Raw genomic sequence first — 17,494 nt, 5'->3', positions numbered from 1 at the left:
GTGTATCTGGCCCCCGCCTTCGGGCCGCCCCGTCCCCGTATGTCAGTATCAGGAGAGATTCGCATGGCCACCATTTCCGCTGAACGCAATGCCAAGTACAAGCGCATACTGCTCAAGCTTTCCGGTGAGGCCCTGATGGGTGATGGCGATTTCGGCATCGACCCCAAGGTGCTGGATCGCATGGCGCTGGAAATCGGTCAGCTGGTGGGCATCGGTGTCCAGGTCGGCATCGTCATCGGTGGCGGCAACCTGTTCCGTGGCGCAGCCCTGCAGGAAGCCGGCATGGAGCGCGTGACCGGTGATCACATGGGCATGCTGGCCACCGTCATGAACGGTCTGGCACTGCGTGATGCACTGGAGCGCTCCAATATCCGTTCGCGCGTGATGTCTGCCATCCCGATGAGTGGCGTGGTAGAACATTATGATCGTCGTACCGCCATCCGTTATCTGACGTCTGGCGATGTGGTCATCTTCTCCGCCGGTACCGGCAATCCGTTCTTCACTACCGATTCCGCTGCCTGTCTGCGCGGTATCGAGATCGACGCGGATGCCGTCATCAAGGCAACCAAGGTGGATGGTGTCTACGACAAGGACCCGGTCAAGTTCCCGGATGCCGTGAAGTACGACAGCCTCAGCTACGATGATGCGCTGGAGCAGAAGCTTGGCGTGATGGATTTGACCGCCATCTGCCTGGTACGTGACCATGACATGCCGGTGCGGGTGTTCAACATGAACAAGGCAGGCGCGCTGCTCAACCTGGTGGTGGGTGGCAAGGAAGGCACGCTGATTGATAGAGGGTAAGACTGTGATCAACGACATCAAGAAAGACGCCGAATCACGCATGAAGAAGACCATCGAGTCCCTCGGTGCCGCCTTCGGCAAGATCCGTACGGGTCGTGCGCATCCCAGCATCCTGGATGCCGTGACGGTCGATTACTATGGTAGCCAGGTACCGCTGAATCAGGTGGCCAACATCACCACCGAAGACGCGCGTACCCTGACGGTCGTGCCGTGGGAAAAGCCCATGGTGCCGAAGGTCGAGAAGGCCATCATGACTTCTGACCTGGGTCTCAACCCGTCCACCGCCGGTGACGTGATTCGCGTCCCGATGCCGATGCTGACGGAAGAGACTCGTCGTGGTTACACCAAGCAGGCACGCGCCGAAGCGGAAAACGCCCGCGTGGCGCTTCGCAATGTGCGTCGTGATGCCAACGGCGACATCAAGAGCCTGCTCAAGGACAAGGACATCTCCGAGGACGACGCGCGTCGCGGAGAAGACGAGATCCAGAAGCTGACCGACAAGTATGTGGCGGAAGTCGACAGTGCTCTGGAGCACAAGGAAACCGACCTGATGCAGGTCTGATCGGGTCTGCCGCCGGCATCTGCCGGCGGCATCCGGTGCTCGTAGCGAGACCCCATGACGTCACCGAATTCCCCCTCCACGCCACGCCATGTGGCGATCATCATGGACGGCAACAACCGCTGGGCGAAGTCCCGCGGCTGGGCTGGCATACGCGGCCATCGCGCCGGTGCCGAAACTGTCCGCAGTACCATCCGTCGCGCTGCCGAGCAGGGCGTGGAAGTGCTGACCCTGTTCGCCTTCTCCAGTGAGAACTGGAAGCGCCCGGCCAATGAAGTCAGTGCGCTGATGGAGCTGTTCCTGCTGGCGCTCAAGCGCGAGGTCAAGAAGCTTCATCGCCACGATATCCGACTCTCGGTCATCGGCGAGCGCAGTCGTTTTTCCAATTCGATTCAAAAGCATATCCAGAGCGCCGAAGACATGACGCGCGGCAATCGCGGCATGCACGTGGTGATCTGCGCCAACTATGGCGGCCGCTGGGATATCGCCGAGGCCGCTCGCCGTCTGGCGGAGCAGGTCGAGCGCGGCGAGCTCAAGGCAGCGGACATCGACGAGTCACGTCTCGGGGCGGAAGTGTGCCTGAGCGATCTGCCGGAGGTGGATCTGTGTATCCGCACCAGCGGTGAGCAGCGTATCTCCAACTTCCTGATCTGGCAGCTGGCCTATGCCGAGTTCTATTTCTCGCCCGTGCTGTGGCCTGATTTCGATGCGGCAGCCTTCGATGAAGCGCTCAGCGCCTACGCCCTGCGTCAGCGTCGTTATGGCATGACCAGCGAACAACTCGACGCCGAGGGGCTCTAGTGCTCAGACAACGAATCATCACCGCGCTCATTCTCGCGCCGCTGGCGCTGTGGGGGCTGTTCGGCCTCGACGGCGCCGCCTTTGCCACCTTTACCGGCGCTGTCGTCGCGCTGGCCGCCTGGGAGTGGTCCAATCTGTCTGGCGTGCGTGCCGGCATGGCGCGCCTGCTGTTCCCGCTGGTGCTCAGCGTGCTGATGCTGCTGGTCTGGCAGCTCGATGGCGCTCTTGCGCGTTGGCCGCTGTATCTGGCGGCACTGGCATGGCTGGTCAATCTGCGCTGGGTAATGCGCTATCCGGCCTCCAGTCAGGAATGGCAGGCGACCGGCGTGCGGCTGGGCGTCGGCGTGCTGGCACTGCTGCCGACCTGGTTCGGCTTCGTGCAGCTCAAGGCCAGTGGCGGCGAGTGGCTGCTGTATGTGCTGCTGATGGTGTGGGCGGCCGATATCGGTGCCTACTTCTCCGGCAAGCGCTTCGGCAAGCGCAAGCTGGCGCCGCGTGTCAGCCCGGGCAAGTCCTGGGAGGGCGTCTACGGTGGTCTGGTGGCGACCGGTCTGCTGGCGACCGGCTATGCGCTGGCGGGGCTGGCCGACTGGCTGCCGCTGCTACTGGTCACGCTGGGCGTGACAGCCGTCTCGGTGCTGGGTGACCTGCTCGAGAGCATGTTCAAGCGCCAGCGTCAGATGAAGGACTCAAGCCATCTACTGCCCGGTCATGGTGGCGTGATGGATCGCATCGACAGCCTGACCGCGGCGGTGCCGCTGTTTGCCCTGCTGTTGCCGTGGGTGCTGGGAGGTGGTGCGTGAGCACGAATGTGAACGTGAATCACGAGACTCCTTCTGATGCACCTGCGTTGCAGCGCATCACTATCCTCGGCGCGACCGGCTCCATCGGGTCCAGTACACTGGATGTGATCGCGCGCCATCCCGAGCGCTATCGAGTGCATGCGCTCAGCGCTGCCACGCGTCACGAGGCGCTGCTGGAGCTGTGTCTGACGCATCGCCCGCAGGTGGCGGTGATCGCCTCGTGCGAGGCGGCTGCATGGCTCAGTGAGGCCCTCAAGGGCGTCGAGAGCTATCAGGGCACGCCCATCGAGGTGCGCCACGGTGAGCAGGCGCTGGTCGACATCAGTGAGGCGCCTGAAGTCGATAGCGTGATGGCTGCCATCGTCGGTGCGGCTGGCCTGTTGCCGACGCTGGCGGCGGTGCGGGCCGGCAAGCGCGTGCTGCTGGCCAACAAGGAAGCGCTGGTGTGTGCCGGGCAGCTGTTCATGGATGCGGTGAAACAGCACGGGGCGACCCTGCTGCCGATCGATTCCGAGCACAACGCCATCTTCCAGTGCCTGCCGGCCCGGCATCGTGATGGCCTGGCGCCGATCGGTGTCGAGAAGCTGTTGCTGACCGCCTCCGGTGGCCCGTTCCGCGATGATGCCGAATGGCCTGCCGAGCGACTGGCGACGGTGACGCCGGACGAAGCCTGCGCGCATCCCAACTGGTCGATGGGACGCAAGATTTCCGTCGACAGCGCCACCCTGATGAACAAGGGGCTGGAGCTGATCGAGGCCTGCTGGCTGTTCGCCTGCGGGCCGGATGACATTCAGGTGGTCGTGCATCCCCAGAGCGTGATTCACTCGATGGCGGCCTACAGCGATGGCTCGGTGCTGGCCCAGATGGGCAATCCGGACATGCGCACGCCGATCGCCTATGCGCTGGCATGGCCGGAGCGTATCGATGCCGGCGTCGAGCCGCTGGACCTGTTCCAGGTCGCACGTCTCGATTTCCGTGCCGCCGATGAGACGCGCTTCCCGTGTCTGCGGTTGGCGCGCGAGGCCATCGCGGCGGGCGGTACCTGGCCTGCGGTGATGAATGCTGCCAACGAGGTGGCAGTGGCTGCCTTCCTCGAGGGTCGCCTGGCCTTCGATCGTATCCCGGCAGTGGTGCAGGCCGTCATGCAGGCGCGCCCGCCGCTGGCGGTGGATGGCCTCGAGGTGATTCTTGCCGAAGATGCGGCGGCGCGTGAGCTGGCCGCTGCCGAGTTGGCCCTCGCCGGGCCCTGAAATCCTATCTTGCACTGTCTTGTCACTTTCCTCGTGAGCGTAACAAGGCAGGCTGCCCATCTCGGGCACCAATCTCCAGGAGCGCGTGATGGGTGTGATCCAGAATATTCTTGCCGTGATCGTCGTGTTGGGGGTGTTGATCACCATCCATGAATACGGTCATTTCTGGGTCGCGCGTCGTTGCGGCATCAAGGTGCTGCGCTTCTCCATCGGCTTCGGAAAACCCTTCTGGTCGTGGACCGATCGCCACGGCACCGAGTACGGGGTCGCCGCCATTCCGCTGGGTGGCTACGTCAAGATGCTGGATGAGCGCGAAGGGCCGGTCGATCCGGCCGAGCGTCATCTGGCCTTCAACACCAAGTCGGTGTGGAAGCGTATCGCTGTTGTCTCGGCGGGCCCGCTGGCCAACTTCCTGCTGGCCATCGTCGCCTACTGGGCGCTGTTCGTCGCCGGTACCACCACGGTGGTGCCGATGGTCGGTGCCGTGGCGCCTGACTCGCCGGCTGGCCGCGCTGGCCTTGCGCCGAAGACCGAGATCGTCGCCATCAATGGTCAGGCCACTCCCTCGTGGGATGAGGTCAACCTGCGCTTGATCGGTGCGATCGGCGATGACAGCCTGACGTTTACCACGCGTGCCGAGGGCGCCAGCACCACGCGTGAGCAGTCCCTCGATGTGACACGCTTTCTGGTCGATCAGGACCCGCCGCGTCCGCTGGTGACGCTGGGCATCACGGCCTGGCGTCCTCAGCTGCCGGCGGTGCTGGGGCGTGTGCTGGACGGTGGTGCCGCCCAGGCGGCAGGTCTGCAGGCCGGTGACCGCATCGTCAGCATCGATGGCACCCTGGTGGTCGACTGGATCGATTTCGTCGAGCGCGTGCGTGGTGCGCCGGGCGAGACGCTGTCGGTACTGGTGGCGCGAGATGGCAAGGAAGAGACGCTGTCATTGACACCTGCCAGCAATTCGCTCGATGACGGGCGTGTCGTGGGGCAGGTCGGTGCCGGCGTCCAGAATGTCAGCTGGCCCGAGCAGTATCAGCGCGAGCTCAGCTTCGGGCCACTGGCGGCCGTCGGGCAGGCCGTCGGCAAGACTGGCGAAATGACGGTGCTGACGCTGGATTCGATCCGCAAGATGCTGGTTGGCCTGATCGCGCCGTCCAATCTGTCAGGCCCGATCACCATCGCGCGTATCGCCGGCGACACGGCGCGCTCCGGCCTCGAGGCCTTCCTCGGCTTCATGGCCTACCTCTCCATCAGTCTGGGTGTCCTGAACCTGCTGCCGATTCCGGTGCTGGATGGCGGTCACCTGCTGTTCTATCTGGTGGAAGCCGTGCGCGGCAAACCACTTTCGCAAGAGGTCCAGAATGCGGGGTTGAAGATCGGCATGGCGCTGGTCGGTTCCCTCATGCTGATGGCCATCTACTTCGATCTCATGCGTCTTTGGTGACAGATTCGGGGAGCCATCAGCACTCGATGGCTCCCGCACGATGAACCGAATCTGAACTGTCGATGCCCATGGGGGTCAATTCATTGCACGGGCTGGTCAATGCGATCAACTCCCGTCATCATGCCCACACGACTTCGGCCCCGATTGCCGATCCTCACTCGTAGCTGTCTTGTCAGTTGCAGGGGGTTGTGTATAAGGTGCCTGTTCACCCAAGCGGGCGGAATCCAGAGAAGCGAAGCGACTGCATGAAACTCAAGACCATTGGATTGGCAGCTGCGCTGCTCGGGGCCAGTCAGGGCGCCTTGGCCGCATCTTTTAAAGTTTCGGACATCCGGGTAGAGGGCCTCCAGCGTGTGTCTGCGGGCACCGTCTTCAACGCCTTCCCCGTCTCCGCGGATCAGAATGTGGAAGAAGGGGACCTGTCGTCGGCTGCGCGTCAGCTGTTCGATACGGGCCTGTTCGACGACATCCGCCTCAAGCGTGATGGCGATGTCCTGATCATCGATGTGGTCGAGCGCCCGACGATCTCCAAGATCGAGATTGATGGCAACTCGCAGATTCCCGACGAAGACCTGCGCAAGGGCCTCAAGGAAGCAGGGCTGGCCGAGGGTCAGGTTCTGCAGCGCTCCACGCTGGAAGAGATGCAGCGTGAGCTCGAGCGTGTCTATCAGGCTCAGGGCCGCTACAGCGCGCGTATCGAGACCTCGGTCGAGGAGCTCGAGCGCAACCGCGTACAGGTCAACATCGACGTCAAGGAAGGCGCGATCGCCAAGATTCATCAGATCAACATCGTCGGCAATGATGCCTTCGACGACGAGACCCTGCGTGAACAGCTGGAGCTGGAAGACAAGCCGAGCTGGTTCTTCGGCTGGTTCTCGGATGATGAATATTCGCGTGAGAAGCTGACCGGCGACATCGAGACCCTCAAGTCCTGGTATCTCGATCGCGGTTACGTCAACTTCGAGGTGCGCTCGACCCAGGTGTCCATCTCGCCGGACAAGTCCGAGATCTTCGTCACCATCAACGTCGATGAAGGCAAGCCGTACAAGATCGGTGAGATCGGTTTCGCCGGCGACATCAAGATGAAGGAAGAGCGGGCACGTGATCTGGTCAAGCTCGCTCCGGATGCTCTCTATTCCCAGCGTGATGTGACCGCTTCCAGCGAGGCGCTGCGCCAGGCACTGGGTGCTGACGGCTTCGCCTTCGCCAAGGTCAACGCGGTGCCGGAGGTCAACGAAGAGAGCGACACTGTCGATCTGACCTTCGCGGTCGACCCCGGCAAGCGTGCCTACGTGCGTCGCATCAACTTCAAGGGCAACACCACCACCGCAGACGAAGTGCTGCGTCGTGAAATGACCCAGCTGGAAGGCGCACCGGCCTCCACCGACAAGATCAAGCAGTCCAAGCAGAAGCTTGAGCGCCTCGGCTTCTTCAAGCAGGTTGATGTCGACACGCGCCCTGTCGCCGGCGAGCCTGACCAGCTGGACGTCAACTACAACGTCGAGGAGCAGCCGTCAGGCTCGATCTCGGCGTCGATCGGCTTCTCCCAGGGTGATGGTGTCATCTACGGGGTTGGCCTGTCGCAGAAGAACTTCCTGGGCACCGGTAACGAAGTCAACATCAACGCCCAGAAGTCGGACGATTACACCAACGTCAGCTTCGGCTACACCGACCCGTACTGGACGCTGGATGGCATCTCGCGCGGCTACAACATGTTCTACCGCAAGGTGGACTACGACGATGACGATGATGTCGCCAGCTACGCGACCGACAGCTTCGGTGGCGGGATCAACTTCGGGTATCCGATCAATGAGCTGTCACGCCTGAACTTCGGCGGCGGTTACGAGTTCGTGCGCGTCAAGGACTTCGACGACAGCCCGGCGGAGGTCACGCAGTTCATCGAGGATGAAGGCGAAGACTTCAACCTCTACAAGCTGACAGCCAGCTGGTCACGCAACAACCTCAACCGTGGCATCCTGGCCACGGCGGGCAGCTCTCAGCTGCTGTCGCTGGAAGTGGCGGTGCCGGGTTCCGATGCGGATTACTACAAGCTCCGCTACAAGGGATCCAAGTACTTCGAGCTGAGTCAGGACTGGTCACTCAAGTTCCGTACCGAGCTGGGCTATGCCAACTCGTTCTCCGGCGATACCTATCCGTTCTTCAAGAACTTCTATGCCGGTGGCCTGGGCAGCGTGCGTGGTTACAGCTCCAATACTCTGGGGCAGGCTACCACCGAACAGAACGATGGTGACGACGATACCATCGGCGGCAACATCCTGATCGAAGGTGGGGTGGACCTGATCTTCCCGATGCCCTTCATCAAGGACAAGCGCTCCGTGCAGCCGTCGTTCTTCGTCGATGCCGGTAACACCTATCTGACGTCGTGCTACGACGTGAGCTCCAGTGACACCAGCAGCTGTGAAAGCGGTGTCGACCTGGGTGAGCTGAATTACAGTGCCGGTATCGGCCTGTCGTGGATCACGCCGGTGGGCCCGCTGACCTTCAGTGTCGCCCAGCCGATCGGTGACGATGACGACGATGACACCGAGATCTTCCAGTTCTCGCTGGGCCAGACCTTCTAAGGCCGTACGATGCCGCACCCGCTAGAGCCGGTGCGGCCTTCGTCACGACCACCGGCGGCGCTGTCCCTGTTCCGTCGCCGGTTTTCGCACCGTCGGTCGCTGAGTCATCAGTGACCGAGCAACAGGTCTACAAGGAGTTTGTGTGATGCGTAAATTGACCCGCGCCCTGTGTCTGGCTGGTGGCCTTGCCGCCATGGCAACTCCGATGCTGGCACAGGCCACCGAAGTCGCGGTCCTCGACTGGCGCCAGGCGCTGTTGAGTTCCGACTCGGCCAAGATTTCCATGAACCAGCTCAAGAATCAGCTGGCCGGCAAGCAGGACCAGGCCAAGGCTCTCGCCAAGGAACTGGAATCCCTGCAGGCCAAGCTTCAGAAGGACGGCGCCGTGATGTCCGACTCCGAGCGTCAGTCCGTGCAGCAGCAGCTGCGCCAGAAGGGTGGCCAGTTCCAGCAGCTGCGTGGTCAGGTCCAGCAGCAGCAGCAACAGGCGGAGCAGACCTTCCTCAAGCAGTCCAAGCCGAAGCTCGACAAGGCCATCCAGCAGGTCGTCGACAAGCATGGCATCGAGCTGTTGGTCGACCGCAATGCGACGGTCTACAGCAAGGACGGTTTGGATCTGACCAATGAAGTGACTCAGGTGTTCAACTCGCTCAACTGAGTGCATTCCGCGCGCGCAAGCGTGCGGGATGTATTGCATCCGAGCATGACAACGCGAATGCGAGCCAGAGGCGCTCAGCGCCCAGAGACAGAATGAAAAAGCGACAATTCTCTTACACTCTCGAGGATCTGGCTCAGCGGCTGGGCGCTCGTCTCGTCGGTGACCCGGCTGTCCGGGTCACCGGCCTGTCGACGCTGGTCGATGCTGAGCCCGGCGATATCGCCTTCCTCGCCAATCGCGCCTACCTCAAGTATCTCGGGGAAACCGCCGCGACTGCCGTGCTGCTGCATGAAAGCCATCTTGAAGAGTGCAAGGGTAATGCCCTCGTGCTGGACAATCCGTATCTGGCCTACGCTGAGCTGTCGCGTCTGTTCGATCCGTTGGCGGTCGAGCCTCAGGCGAGCGTGCACGCCAGTGCCGTCATCGACGAGACCGCAACCCTGGGGGCCAATGTCGAGGTCGGCCCGCAGGTCGTGATCGGTCCGGGCGTCAGCATCGGTGACAACACGCGCATTCAGGCGGGTTGCGTGATCGGGGCCGACAGCGTGCTGGGCGAGGGCTGTCTGCTGCATCCCAATGTCACGCTCTATCATGGCGTGGTGGTCGGTGCGCGTGCGGTGCTCCACAGCAGCTGCGTGATCGGCGCCGATGGCTTCGGTTTTGCCCACGATGGCAAGGGCTGGCACAAGATCGCTCAGCTCGGCGGCGTGCTGATCGGCGATGATGTCGAAGTCGGCAGCTGCACCAGTATCGATCGTGGCGCGCTCGGCGACACCATCATCGGCAATGACGTCAAGATCGACTCCCAGGTCCAGATTGCGCACAACGTCCAGATCGGGGATCACTCGGCACTGGCGGGCTGTGTCGGCATCGCCGGCTCCACCAAGGTCGGGCGCTACTGTCTGATGGGCGGCGGTGTGGGTCTGGCGGGGCACCTGGAAATCGCCGATGGCGTGCAGGTGACCGGCATGAGCCTGGTGACCAACTCCATCACCAAGCCGGGCGTCTATTCCTCCGGTACTGGCGCGATGGACAACGGCCTGTGGCGCAGAAATGCCGTGCGTTTCAAGCAGTTGGATCAGTTGGCGCGACGCTTGAATCAGGTAGAGAAGAGTCTGAAGGACAAGTAGTACTGCAAGCCCGGGTAGTACCTGTCCAGAGCGGGGTCTCGCACCTGCTTGGCGCACTGTCGGGCAATGAGCGGCTGCCAGCCACGCGCAAGGACGCTATAATGCGCGCCATTGCCCGAACGGCGGTCCGGACCGTCATTACATGCCTGCCCGCGAGCGGCAGGCATTTCGTTATTTCAGAGGTTGCAAGCCAATGGTTATGGACGTCAACGAGATCCGTGAGTATCTCCCGCACCGCTATCCTTTCCTGCTGATCGATCGTGTCATGGACCTGACCCTTGGCGAGTTCATCGTTGCGCGCAAGAACGTCAGCATCAACGAGCCGTTCTTCAATGGTCACTTCCCGGAGCACCCGATCATGCCGGGCGTTCTGATCGTGGAAGCCATGGCTCAGGCGGCGGGTATTCTCGGCTTCAAGACCGTCGACAAACGTCCCGCCGATGGCTACATCTACTATCTCGTCGGAAGCGACAATGTGCGCTTCAAGCGCCCGGTGATGCCGGGTGATCAGCTCGAGATCAGCGCCCGCGTGCTGCGCGAGAAGCGTGGCATCTGGAAATTCGCCTGTCAGGCCAAGGTCGATGGCGATGTGGTCTGCGAGGCCGAAATCATCTGTGCCGAGAGGAAGGTCGCTTGATACATCCTACTGCCATTGTCGATCCCGGCGCCCGCCTGGCCGATGATGTCGAGGTCGGCCCGTTCTGCGTGATCGGGGCTGATGTCGAGATCGGCGCTGGCACGGTGGTGGGGCCGCATGTCGTCATCAAGGGCACCACCGTCATCGGTGAGCGCAACCGTATCTTCCAGTTCGCGTCGGTGGGCGAGGACTGCCAGGACAAGAAGTACGCCGGTGAGCCGACGCGTCTGGAGATCGGGGATGACAACGTCATCCGCGAGGGCGTGACCCTGCATCGCGGCACCGTCCAGGATGCCAGCCTCACGCGTATCGGCAGTCGCAACCTGTTCATGGCCTACTCGCACGTCGGTCATGACTGCATCATCGGCGACGACTGCATCATGGCCAATCAGGCGACGCTGGGCGGCCATGTCCACCTCGGCAACCACGTCATTCTGGGTGGCCTGTCGGCGGTGCATCAGTTCTGCCATATCGGCGAACATGCCATGGCGGGTGGTGGCTCCATCATCACCAAGGACATCGCGGCCTTCGTGATGGTCAATGGTCATCCGGCGGAAGCGCATGGCCTCAACAGCGTCGGCCTCAAGCGTCGTGGCTTCAGCCGCGAGATCATCTCCGCGCTGAACACGGCCTACAAGACGGTCTTCCGTCAGGGGCTGACGCTGGCCCAGGCCCTCGAGCAGCTGGAAGCCGAGCCGCCGCTGGCCGAGCGCGATGTCTTCATCGCCTCGCTCAAGGCGTCCACACGCGGTCTGACTCGCTGAGCATGCGCATCTACCTGGTAGCCGGGGAGCTCTCCGGTGACATCCTCGGTGCCAGCCTGATGCGCGCGCTCAAGGCGCGCTATCCCGATGTCGAGTTCCGTGGCATCGGCGGCCCGCGCATGCAGGCCGAGGGCTTTGACAGCCTCTATCCGCTGGAAACCCTGTCGGTGATGGGGCTGGTCGAGGTGCTCAAGCATCTGCCGGCGCTGATCAAGGTGCGTCGCCATCTGTTGCGCGACGCCCTTGAGTGGCAGCCCGACGTGATGATCGGCATCGATGCCCCGGACTTCAATCTGGGGCTCGAGCTGCGTCTGCGCAAGCAGGGCATCACCACCGCGCACTACGTCAGCCCCTCCGTGTGGGCCTGGCGTCAGGGGCGCGTGAAGACCATTCGCCGCGCCGTCGATCGCATGTTGACCTTCCTGCCCTTCGAGGCCGCCTTCTATCGTGAGCATCAGGTGCCGGTGACCTTCGTCGGCCATCCGCTGGCCGATGAGTTGCCGCTCGAGGATGATCGCGCTGCTGCCCGTGGGCAGTTGGGGATCGATCCGGAAGTGCAGCTGCTGGCGGTATTGCCGGGCTCCCGCGCCAACGAGATCCGCTTTCTCGGCGAGACCTTCCTGGCCGCCATCGAGCGTCTCTGTCAGCGTTATCCTGGCCTTGAGGTGGTGATCCCGGCGGCCACGCCGCTGCGGCGCACCGAGCTCGAGTCCCTGATGGCGGAGCGCGAAGGTCTGGATCGCAGCCGCATCCATCTGGTGGATGGCCAATCGCGTGAAGCGATGACCGCCGCCGATGCCGTGCTGCTGGCGTCCGGCACAGCGGCGCTCGAATGTCTGCTCTGTCATCGCCCGATGGTGGTGGCCTATCGCATGGCGCCGATGACACATCGCATCGCGCGGCATATGGTCAAGACCGAGTGGATTTCCCTGCCTAATCTGATCGCCCGCGAGACGCTGGTGCCGGAGCTGATCCAGGACGCCGCCACGCCGGAGTCCATCGAGGAAAGCCTTGCGCCATTGCTGTCGCGTGCCGCCGGTGACGTCGCCCGCCAACGAGAACTGCGAGAGCGTTTCACCGCCATGCATCGTGAACTGACCTGTGATGCCAGCGCTGCGGCCGCCATCGCCATAGGTGAGCTGGCCGGACGCTGATCCCGCGTGTCACCGCCAGACATAGCGCTACCCTTGATTGAATCACCTCGACAGGCAGATCGCGTTGGCGCTCTGCCTGTTGTCTTACGCCTCGAGATATCATGACCGACTCTGCCGACAGCCACGCCACTCCGCCTTCTGCGCGCAAGCGTAAACCCGCCGATGATTTCCCGCCGCTGGTGATTCCCTACCAGGGGCAGTTGCTGGCCGGTATCGATGAGGTCGGACGTGGACCGCTGGTTGGTCCGGTGGTGGCGGCAGCGGTGATTCTGGACCCGAGCGATCCCATCGAGGGCATCACGGACTCCAAGAAGCTCAGCGAGAAGAAGCGTCTGGCCCTCTACGAGCAGATTCGAGCGCGTGCCTGGGCGTGGGCGATCGCCGAGGCCTCCAGTGACGAGATCGATGAGCTGAACATCTATCAGGCCACGCACCTGGCAATGCGGCGTGCCATCGATGCACTGGGCGTGCGCCCGGAATACCTGCTGGTGGATGGCAATCGACTGCCGGGGCACGAGATTCCCGGCATGGCGGTGGTGAAGGGCGATCTGCGTCACGCTGCCATCGGCGCGGCCTCGATTCTGGCCAAGGTGCATCGCGACGCCCAGATGGCGGCGCTGGATTCGCGCTTCCCCGTCTACGGCTTCGCGCGTCACAAGGGCTACCCGACTCGTGAGCACCAGGCCGCCATCAAGGAACATGGCATCCTCACCCTGCACCGCAAGAGCTTCGGGCCGGTCAAGCGGCTGTTCATGTCGGGGCACGTGCCACAGGCCGTGCCACCGGACGCGCTGATCGCGCTTCCGACCCCGGAGGCTGCGATTCCAGAAATGGCGACGCCAGAGCTGGATGACAGCGCCACGCCGGCAGGGCCGCAGACAGGAGTGCAGGTCGAGCCAACGCCAGAGCCGAGCGCGATGCTGAGCGATGCAAGCGAGACGAGCCAGTATTCCACGGCAAAAAAGCCACCAGCCGTGGTCTGACTGATGCCAGTGAGACCGCGGCATCCCCGTCAGTCGAGCCTGTCCGGCCAGACGCTGCACCTTCAGACGATGGCGCTGACAGGCTATCCTTGAAGCCCGAGCCTTCAGCCTCGCAGCCGCCGTCACCCGCAGCGACGACAGCACCAGCCGCAACCGAATCCTTCACCGTCACGCCGACTTCACGAGCCGATTCCATGACCACGCCCTTTGTTCACCTGCGCGTTCACACCGAGTTCTCCCTCGTCGATGGTCTGCCCGGCGTCAAGCCGCTGATCAAGGCGACCGCCGCGGCGGGCCAGCCGGCTGTCGCGGTGACTGACGAGGCCAACCTGTTCGGGCTGGTCAAGTTCTACTCCAATGCGCGCGCTGCCGGCATCAAGCCGATCATCGGTGCCGACATGTGGCTGATCAATCTCCAAGATGCCACGCGCCCGTATCGCCTCACGCTGCTGGCGATGAACGACACCGGTTATCGCAATCTCACCGAGCTGATCTCGCGCGGCTGGACCGATGGCCAGAAGCAGGACCGCGCCTACCTCGAGAAAGAGTGGATCTTCGAGCAGGCCGAGGGCCTGATCGTGCTGTCCGGCGGCCGTGAAGGCGAGATCGGCCGTCATCTACTGTCGGACCACGAGGACAGCGCTCGGGCACTGCTCGGTGAATGGAAGTCGGTGTTCGGGGATCGCTTCTATCTGGAGCTGACCCGCACCCAGCGTCAGTACGAGGAAGAGTGCCTTCATCTGTCGGTAGCGCTCGCCGAGGCCACCGATACGCCCGTGGTGGCCACCAATGATGTGCGCTTCCTCAAGCGTGAAGACTACTGGGCCCATGAGACGCGCGTCTCCATCGGCGAAGGCAAGGCGCTGGATGACCCGCGGCGCGAGACCCGCTACAGCGATGAGCAGTACCTGAAGAGCGCCGAGGAGATGAGCGAGCTGTTCTCCGACATTCCCGAAGCGCTCGAGAACAGTGTGCTGATCGCGGCGCGTTGCTCGGTGACCGTGCAGCTGGGCACCTACTTCCTGCCCGAATTCCCGGTGCCGGAAGGCATGACGATGGACCAGTTCTTCCGCAAGGTCTCGCATGATGGCCTGACGGAGCGTCTCGACAAGCTGTATCCCCACGCCAGGCATCCGCGCGACAGCGAGGCCTGGGCCGAGATCGAGCAACGCTACCGCACGCGGCTGGATTTCGAGCTCGACATCATCCTGCAGATGGGCTTCCCCGGTTACTTCCTGATCGTCATGGACTTCATCCAGTGGGGCAAGGACAACGGCGTGCCGGTCGGTCCGGGGCGCGGTTCCGGTGCCGGCTCACTGGTGGCCTATGCCCAGAAGATCACCGATCTGGACCCGCTGGAATATGACCTGCTGTTCGAGCGCTTCCTGAACCCGGAACGTGTCTCCATGCCTGACTTTGACGTCGATTTCTGCATGGAAAAGCGTGACCGCGTGATCGAGTACGTGGCCGAGCGCTACGGGCGCAACGCGGTCTCGCAGATCGTCACCTTCGGCACCATGGCTGCCAAGGCTGTGGTGCGTGACGTGGCGCGTGCCCAGGGCAAGCCCTACTCGCTGGGCGACAAGCTCTCCAAGCTGATTCCCTTCGAGGTCGGCATCACGCTGGAGAAGGCCATCGAGCAGGAGCCGCAGCTCAAGGAATTCATCGACAACGACGAGGAAGCCCAGGAAATCTGGGAGATGGCGCTCAAGCTCGAGGGCACCACGCGCGGCACCGGCAAGCACGCCGGGGGCGTGGTGATCGCGCCGACCAAGCTGACCGACTTCGCGCCGCTGCTCTGTGATGAAGACGGCAGCGGTCTGGTGGTCCAGTTCGACAAGAACGATGTCGAGGAGGCCGGGCTGGTCAAGTTCGACTTCCTGGGGCTGCGCACCCTGACCATCATCGACTGGGCGACCGAGATGGTCGACAAGGTCCGTGAGCGCGAAGGGCTGCCGCCACTGGATATCGATGACATCCCGCTGGATGACGCCAAGACCTTCGACATGCTGCAGAAGGCGGAGACGACGGCCGTCTTCCAGCTCGAATCCCGCGGCATGAAGGAGCTGATCAAGAAGCTCAAGCCCGACTGCCTGGAAGACATGATCGCCCTGGTGGCCCTGTTCCGTCCCGGGCCGTTGCAGTCCGGCATGGTGGATGACTTCATCAACCGCAAGCACGGTCGTTCCGAAGTGTCTTATCCACACCCGGATTACCAGCATGAGCTGCTCAAGCCGGTACTGGAGCCGACCTACGGCATCATCCTGTATCAGGAGCAGGTCATGCAGATCGCGCAGGTGCTGGCCGGCTATACGCTGGGGCAGGCCGACATGCTGCGCCGCGCGATGGGCAAGAAGAAGCCGGAAGAGATGGCCAAGCAGCGTGCCGGCTTCATGGAAGGGTGTGCGGGCAAGGGCATCGACAAGGACCTGGCCGGCAACATCTTCGATCTGGTGGAGAAATTCGCCGGTTACGGCTTCAACAAGTCGCACTCGGCGGCCTATGGTCTCGTCTCCTACCAGACGGGATGGCTGAAGGCGCACTATCCGGGGCCGTTCATGGCCGCGGTGATCTCGACCGAGATGCAGACCATCGAGAAGGTGGTGCCGCTGATCGAGGAGTGCCGCCATATCGGCCTCACGGTCACGCCGCCGGATGTGAACCTCGGCGGCTACAAGTTCACCGTCGATCTGGAAGGGCGCGTCGTCTATGGTCTGGGCGCGATCCGTGGCGTGGGTGAAGGCCCGATTGATGCCATCGTCAGCGCGAGAGCCGAGGGTGGCCCGTTCAGTGACATCTTCGACTTCTGCAAGCGCATCGATGCCAAGAAGATCAACAAGCGCACTCTGGAGGCGCTGATCCGCTCCGGTGCGCTGGACAACATCGGCCCGTCGCGCGCGGTGCTGATGCTGGCGGTGGAGGATGCGCTCAAGGCCGCCTCCCAGAATCACGCCAACAATGATGTCGGCATCACTGACATGTTCGGCGATGCCTTCAGCGAGCCGGAAACCGATGTCTACGCCGGCTATCGCAAAGCGCGCGAGTGGACCGACAAGGAACGTCTCACCGGCGAGAAGGACACGCTGGGCCTCTATCTGACCGGCCATCCCATCGATGAGTATGAGGGTGAGCTCAAGCGCTTCATCAATGCGCGCATCAGTGATCTCAAACCGTCGCGCGAGCCGCAGCGCATCGCCGGGCTGGTGATCGCCATGCGCACCATGAAGTCCAAGCGGGGCGACACCATGGCCTTCGTGACCCTGGATGACCGCACCGGACGCATCGAGGCCTCGATGTTCGGTGAGCTCTACGATCAGGTGCGCAACAAGCTGGTGCCTGACAGCGTGGTGATCGTCGAAGGCGAGGTCAGTCAGGATGACTATTCCGGCGGCCTGCGTCTGCGCGGCAAGGATGTCACGCCGATCATCGATGCGCGGGCGCGCTTCGGTGAGGCGGTCGAGATGAGCATTGCCGCCGAGGACATCGGCGGTCGCTTCACCCAGCAGCTGACCACCTTGCTGACGCCACACCTGGCCAGTGAAGGCCTGCCTATGCGCCTGCGTTATCGCAACGCCGCGGCGGAGGCCTGGCTGGAGCTGGGCGAGCAATGGCGCGTTGCGCCCAGTGATGAGTTGTTGATCCAGCTGGGTGAGGTGGAAGGCCAGCGCGGCGTGCGCCTCAAGTACCGTGACTGACTTGCTGGCCGACAGGATGATGCCTGCCTCGCCAAGCGGCGGGGCAGGCACAGCACCGAGATGAGCGGCGTGGGCGCAGAGTTAATCCACGCCTAACAGGCGGGCAAGGTTTGCACCTGTCGAACAGGGTGCGATAATGCCTGTCCATCTTTTCCGTACCCAATTCCATGCCGACTGTGACCGCCGTGTGCCACAGATCGCCTGAGCGTGTGCTCAGGGGGAGTGACCCGGCC

General features: G+C 62.9%; 13 protein-coding genes and 1 pseudogene. All 14 read left to right on the top strand.

Annotation, left to right across the window (positions count from 1 at the left end; genetic code table 11):
• The first annotated feature begins 63 nt into the window (after positions 1–63).
• On the top strand, positions 64–801 hold the full coding sequence (pyrH, locus tag AC5WNI_RS15325; protein ID WP_253064173.1) for a UMP kinase: 738 nt from the start codon (positions 64–66) through the stop codon (positions 799–801).
• 4 nt (positions 802–805) lie between these two features.
• Positions 806–1,363 carry a ribosome recycling factor gene (frr, locus tag AC5WNI_RS15320; RefSeq protein ID WP_043333023.1) on the top strand — a complete coding sequence of 186 codons (558 nt, stop codon included), beginning with the start codon at positions 806–808 and terminating at the stop codon, positions 1,361–1,363.
• A gap of 54 nt (positions 1,364–1,417) precedes the next feature.
• The gene (gene uppS / locus AC5WNI_RS15315) at positions 1,418–2,161 is read left to right on the top strand and encodes a polyprenyl diphosphate synthase (protein WP_175089673.1); all 744 of its coding nucleotides are present in this window, start codon (positions 1,418–1,420) and stop codon (positions 2,159–2,161) included.
• A complete protein-coding gene (locus AC5WNI_RS15310) occupies positions 2,161–2,964 on the top strand; it encodes a phosphatidate cytidylyltransferase (RefSeq protein ID WP_175089672.1) in 804 nt (267 codons plus the stop codon). Before uppS ends, AC5WNI_RS15310 begins: the two co-directional genes overlap by 1 nt.
• Positions 2,961–4,214 carry a 1-deoxy-D-xylulose-5-phosphate reductoisomerase gene (ispC, locus tag AC5WNI_RS15305; RefSeq protein ID WP_282627910.1) on the top strand — a complete coding sequence of 418 codons (1,254 nt, stop codon included), beginning with the start codon at positions 2,961–2,963 and terminating at the stop codon, positions 4,212–4,214. Before AC5WNI_RS15310 ends, ispC begins: the two co-directional genes overlap by 4 nt.
• Positions 4,215–4,302: 88 nt before the next feature.
• Entirely contained in the window at positions 4,303–5,658 is a 1,356-nt protein-coding gene (rseP, locus tag AC5WNI_RS15300) for a sigma E protease regulator RseP (protein WP_175089671.1), read from the top strand.
• Between the two features lie 245 nt (positions 5,659–5,903).
• Positions 5,904–8,240, top strand: a complete 2,337-nt coding sequence (gene bamA, locus AC5WNI_RS15295; protein ID WP_175089670.1) for an outer membrane protein assembly factor BamA — start codon at positions 5,904–5,906, stop codon at positions 8,238–8,240.
• Between the two features lie 145 nt (positions 8,241–8,385).
• Positions 8,386–8,898: an OmpH/Skp family outer membrane protein gene (locus tag AC5WNI_RS15290; RefSeq protein ID WP_175089669.1), complete on the top strand. Its 513-nt coding sequence runs from the start codon at positions 8,386–8,388 to the stop codon at positions 8,896–8,898.
• A 92-nt stretch (positions 8,899–8,990) separates the two neighbouring features.
• Positions 8,991–10,028: a UDP-3-O-(3-hydroxymyristoyl)glucosamine N-acyltransferase gene (gene lpxD, locus AC5WNI_RS15285; protein WP_175089668.1), complete on the top strand. Its 1,038-nt coding sequence runs from the start codon at positions 8,991–8,993 to the stop codon at positions 10,026–10,028.
• 193 nt (positions 10,029–10,221) lie between these two features.
• Positions 10,222–10,665 (top strand): 3-hydroxyacyl-ACP dehydratase FabZ, encoded by a 444-nt coding sequence (fabZ, locus tag AC5WNI_RS15280; RefSeq protein ID WP_175089667.1) that lies wholly within the window; start codon positions 10,222–10,224, stop codon positions 10,663–10,665.
• Positions 10,662–11,429 (top strand): acyl-ACP--UDP-N-acetylglucosamine O-acyltransferase, encoded by a 768-nt coding sequence (gene lpxA / locus AC5WNI_RS15275; RefSeq protein ID WP_175089666.1) that lies wholly within the window; start codon positions 10,662–10,664, stop codon positions 11,427–11,429. The genes fabZ and lpxA overlap by 4 nt, the downstream gene beginning before the upstream one ends.
• 2 nt (positions 11,430–11,431) lie before the next feature.
• Positions 11,432–12,583: a lipid-A-disaccharide synthase gene (lpxB, locus tag AC5WNI_RS15270; protein ID WP_107335918.1), complete on the top strand. Its 1,152-nt coding sequence runs from the start codon at positions 11,432–11,434 to the stop codon at positions 12,581–12,583.
• A 101-nt stretch (positions 12,584–12,684) separates the two neighbouring features.
• Positions 12,685–13,329 (top strand): annotated as a pseudogene (gene rnhB, locus AC5WNI_RS15265) (ribonuclease HII); the annotation flags it as partial.
• Positions 13,330–13,760: 431 nt separating this feature from the next.
• Complete coding sequence (gene dnaE, locus AC5WNI_RS15260; protein WP_175089664.1) at positions 13,761–17,261, top strand: DNA polymerase III subunit alpha; 3,501 nt, start codon at positions 13,761–13,763, stop codon at positions 17,259–17,261.
• Positions 17,262–17,494 lie beyond the last annotated feature (233 nt).

This window comes from Cobetia sp. PDI-12MA, from assembly GCF_059507695.1.
The sequence above is the reverse complement of the archived record's forward strand: the minus strand, read 5'-3'. Positions and strand labels throughout refer to the sequence as shown.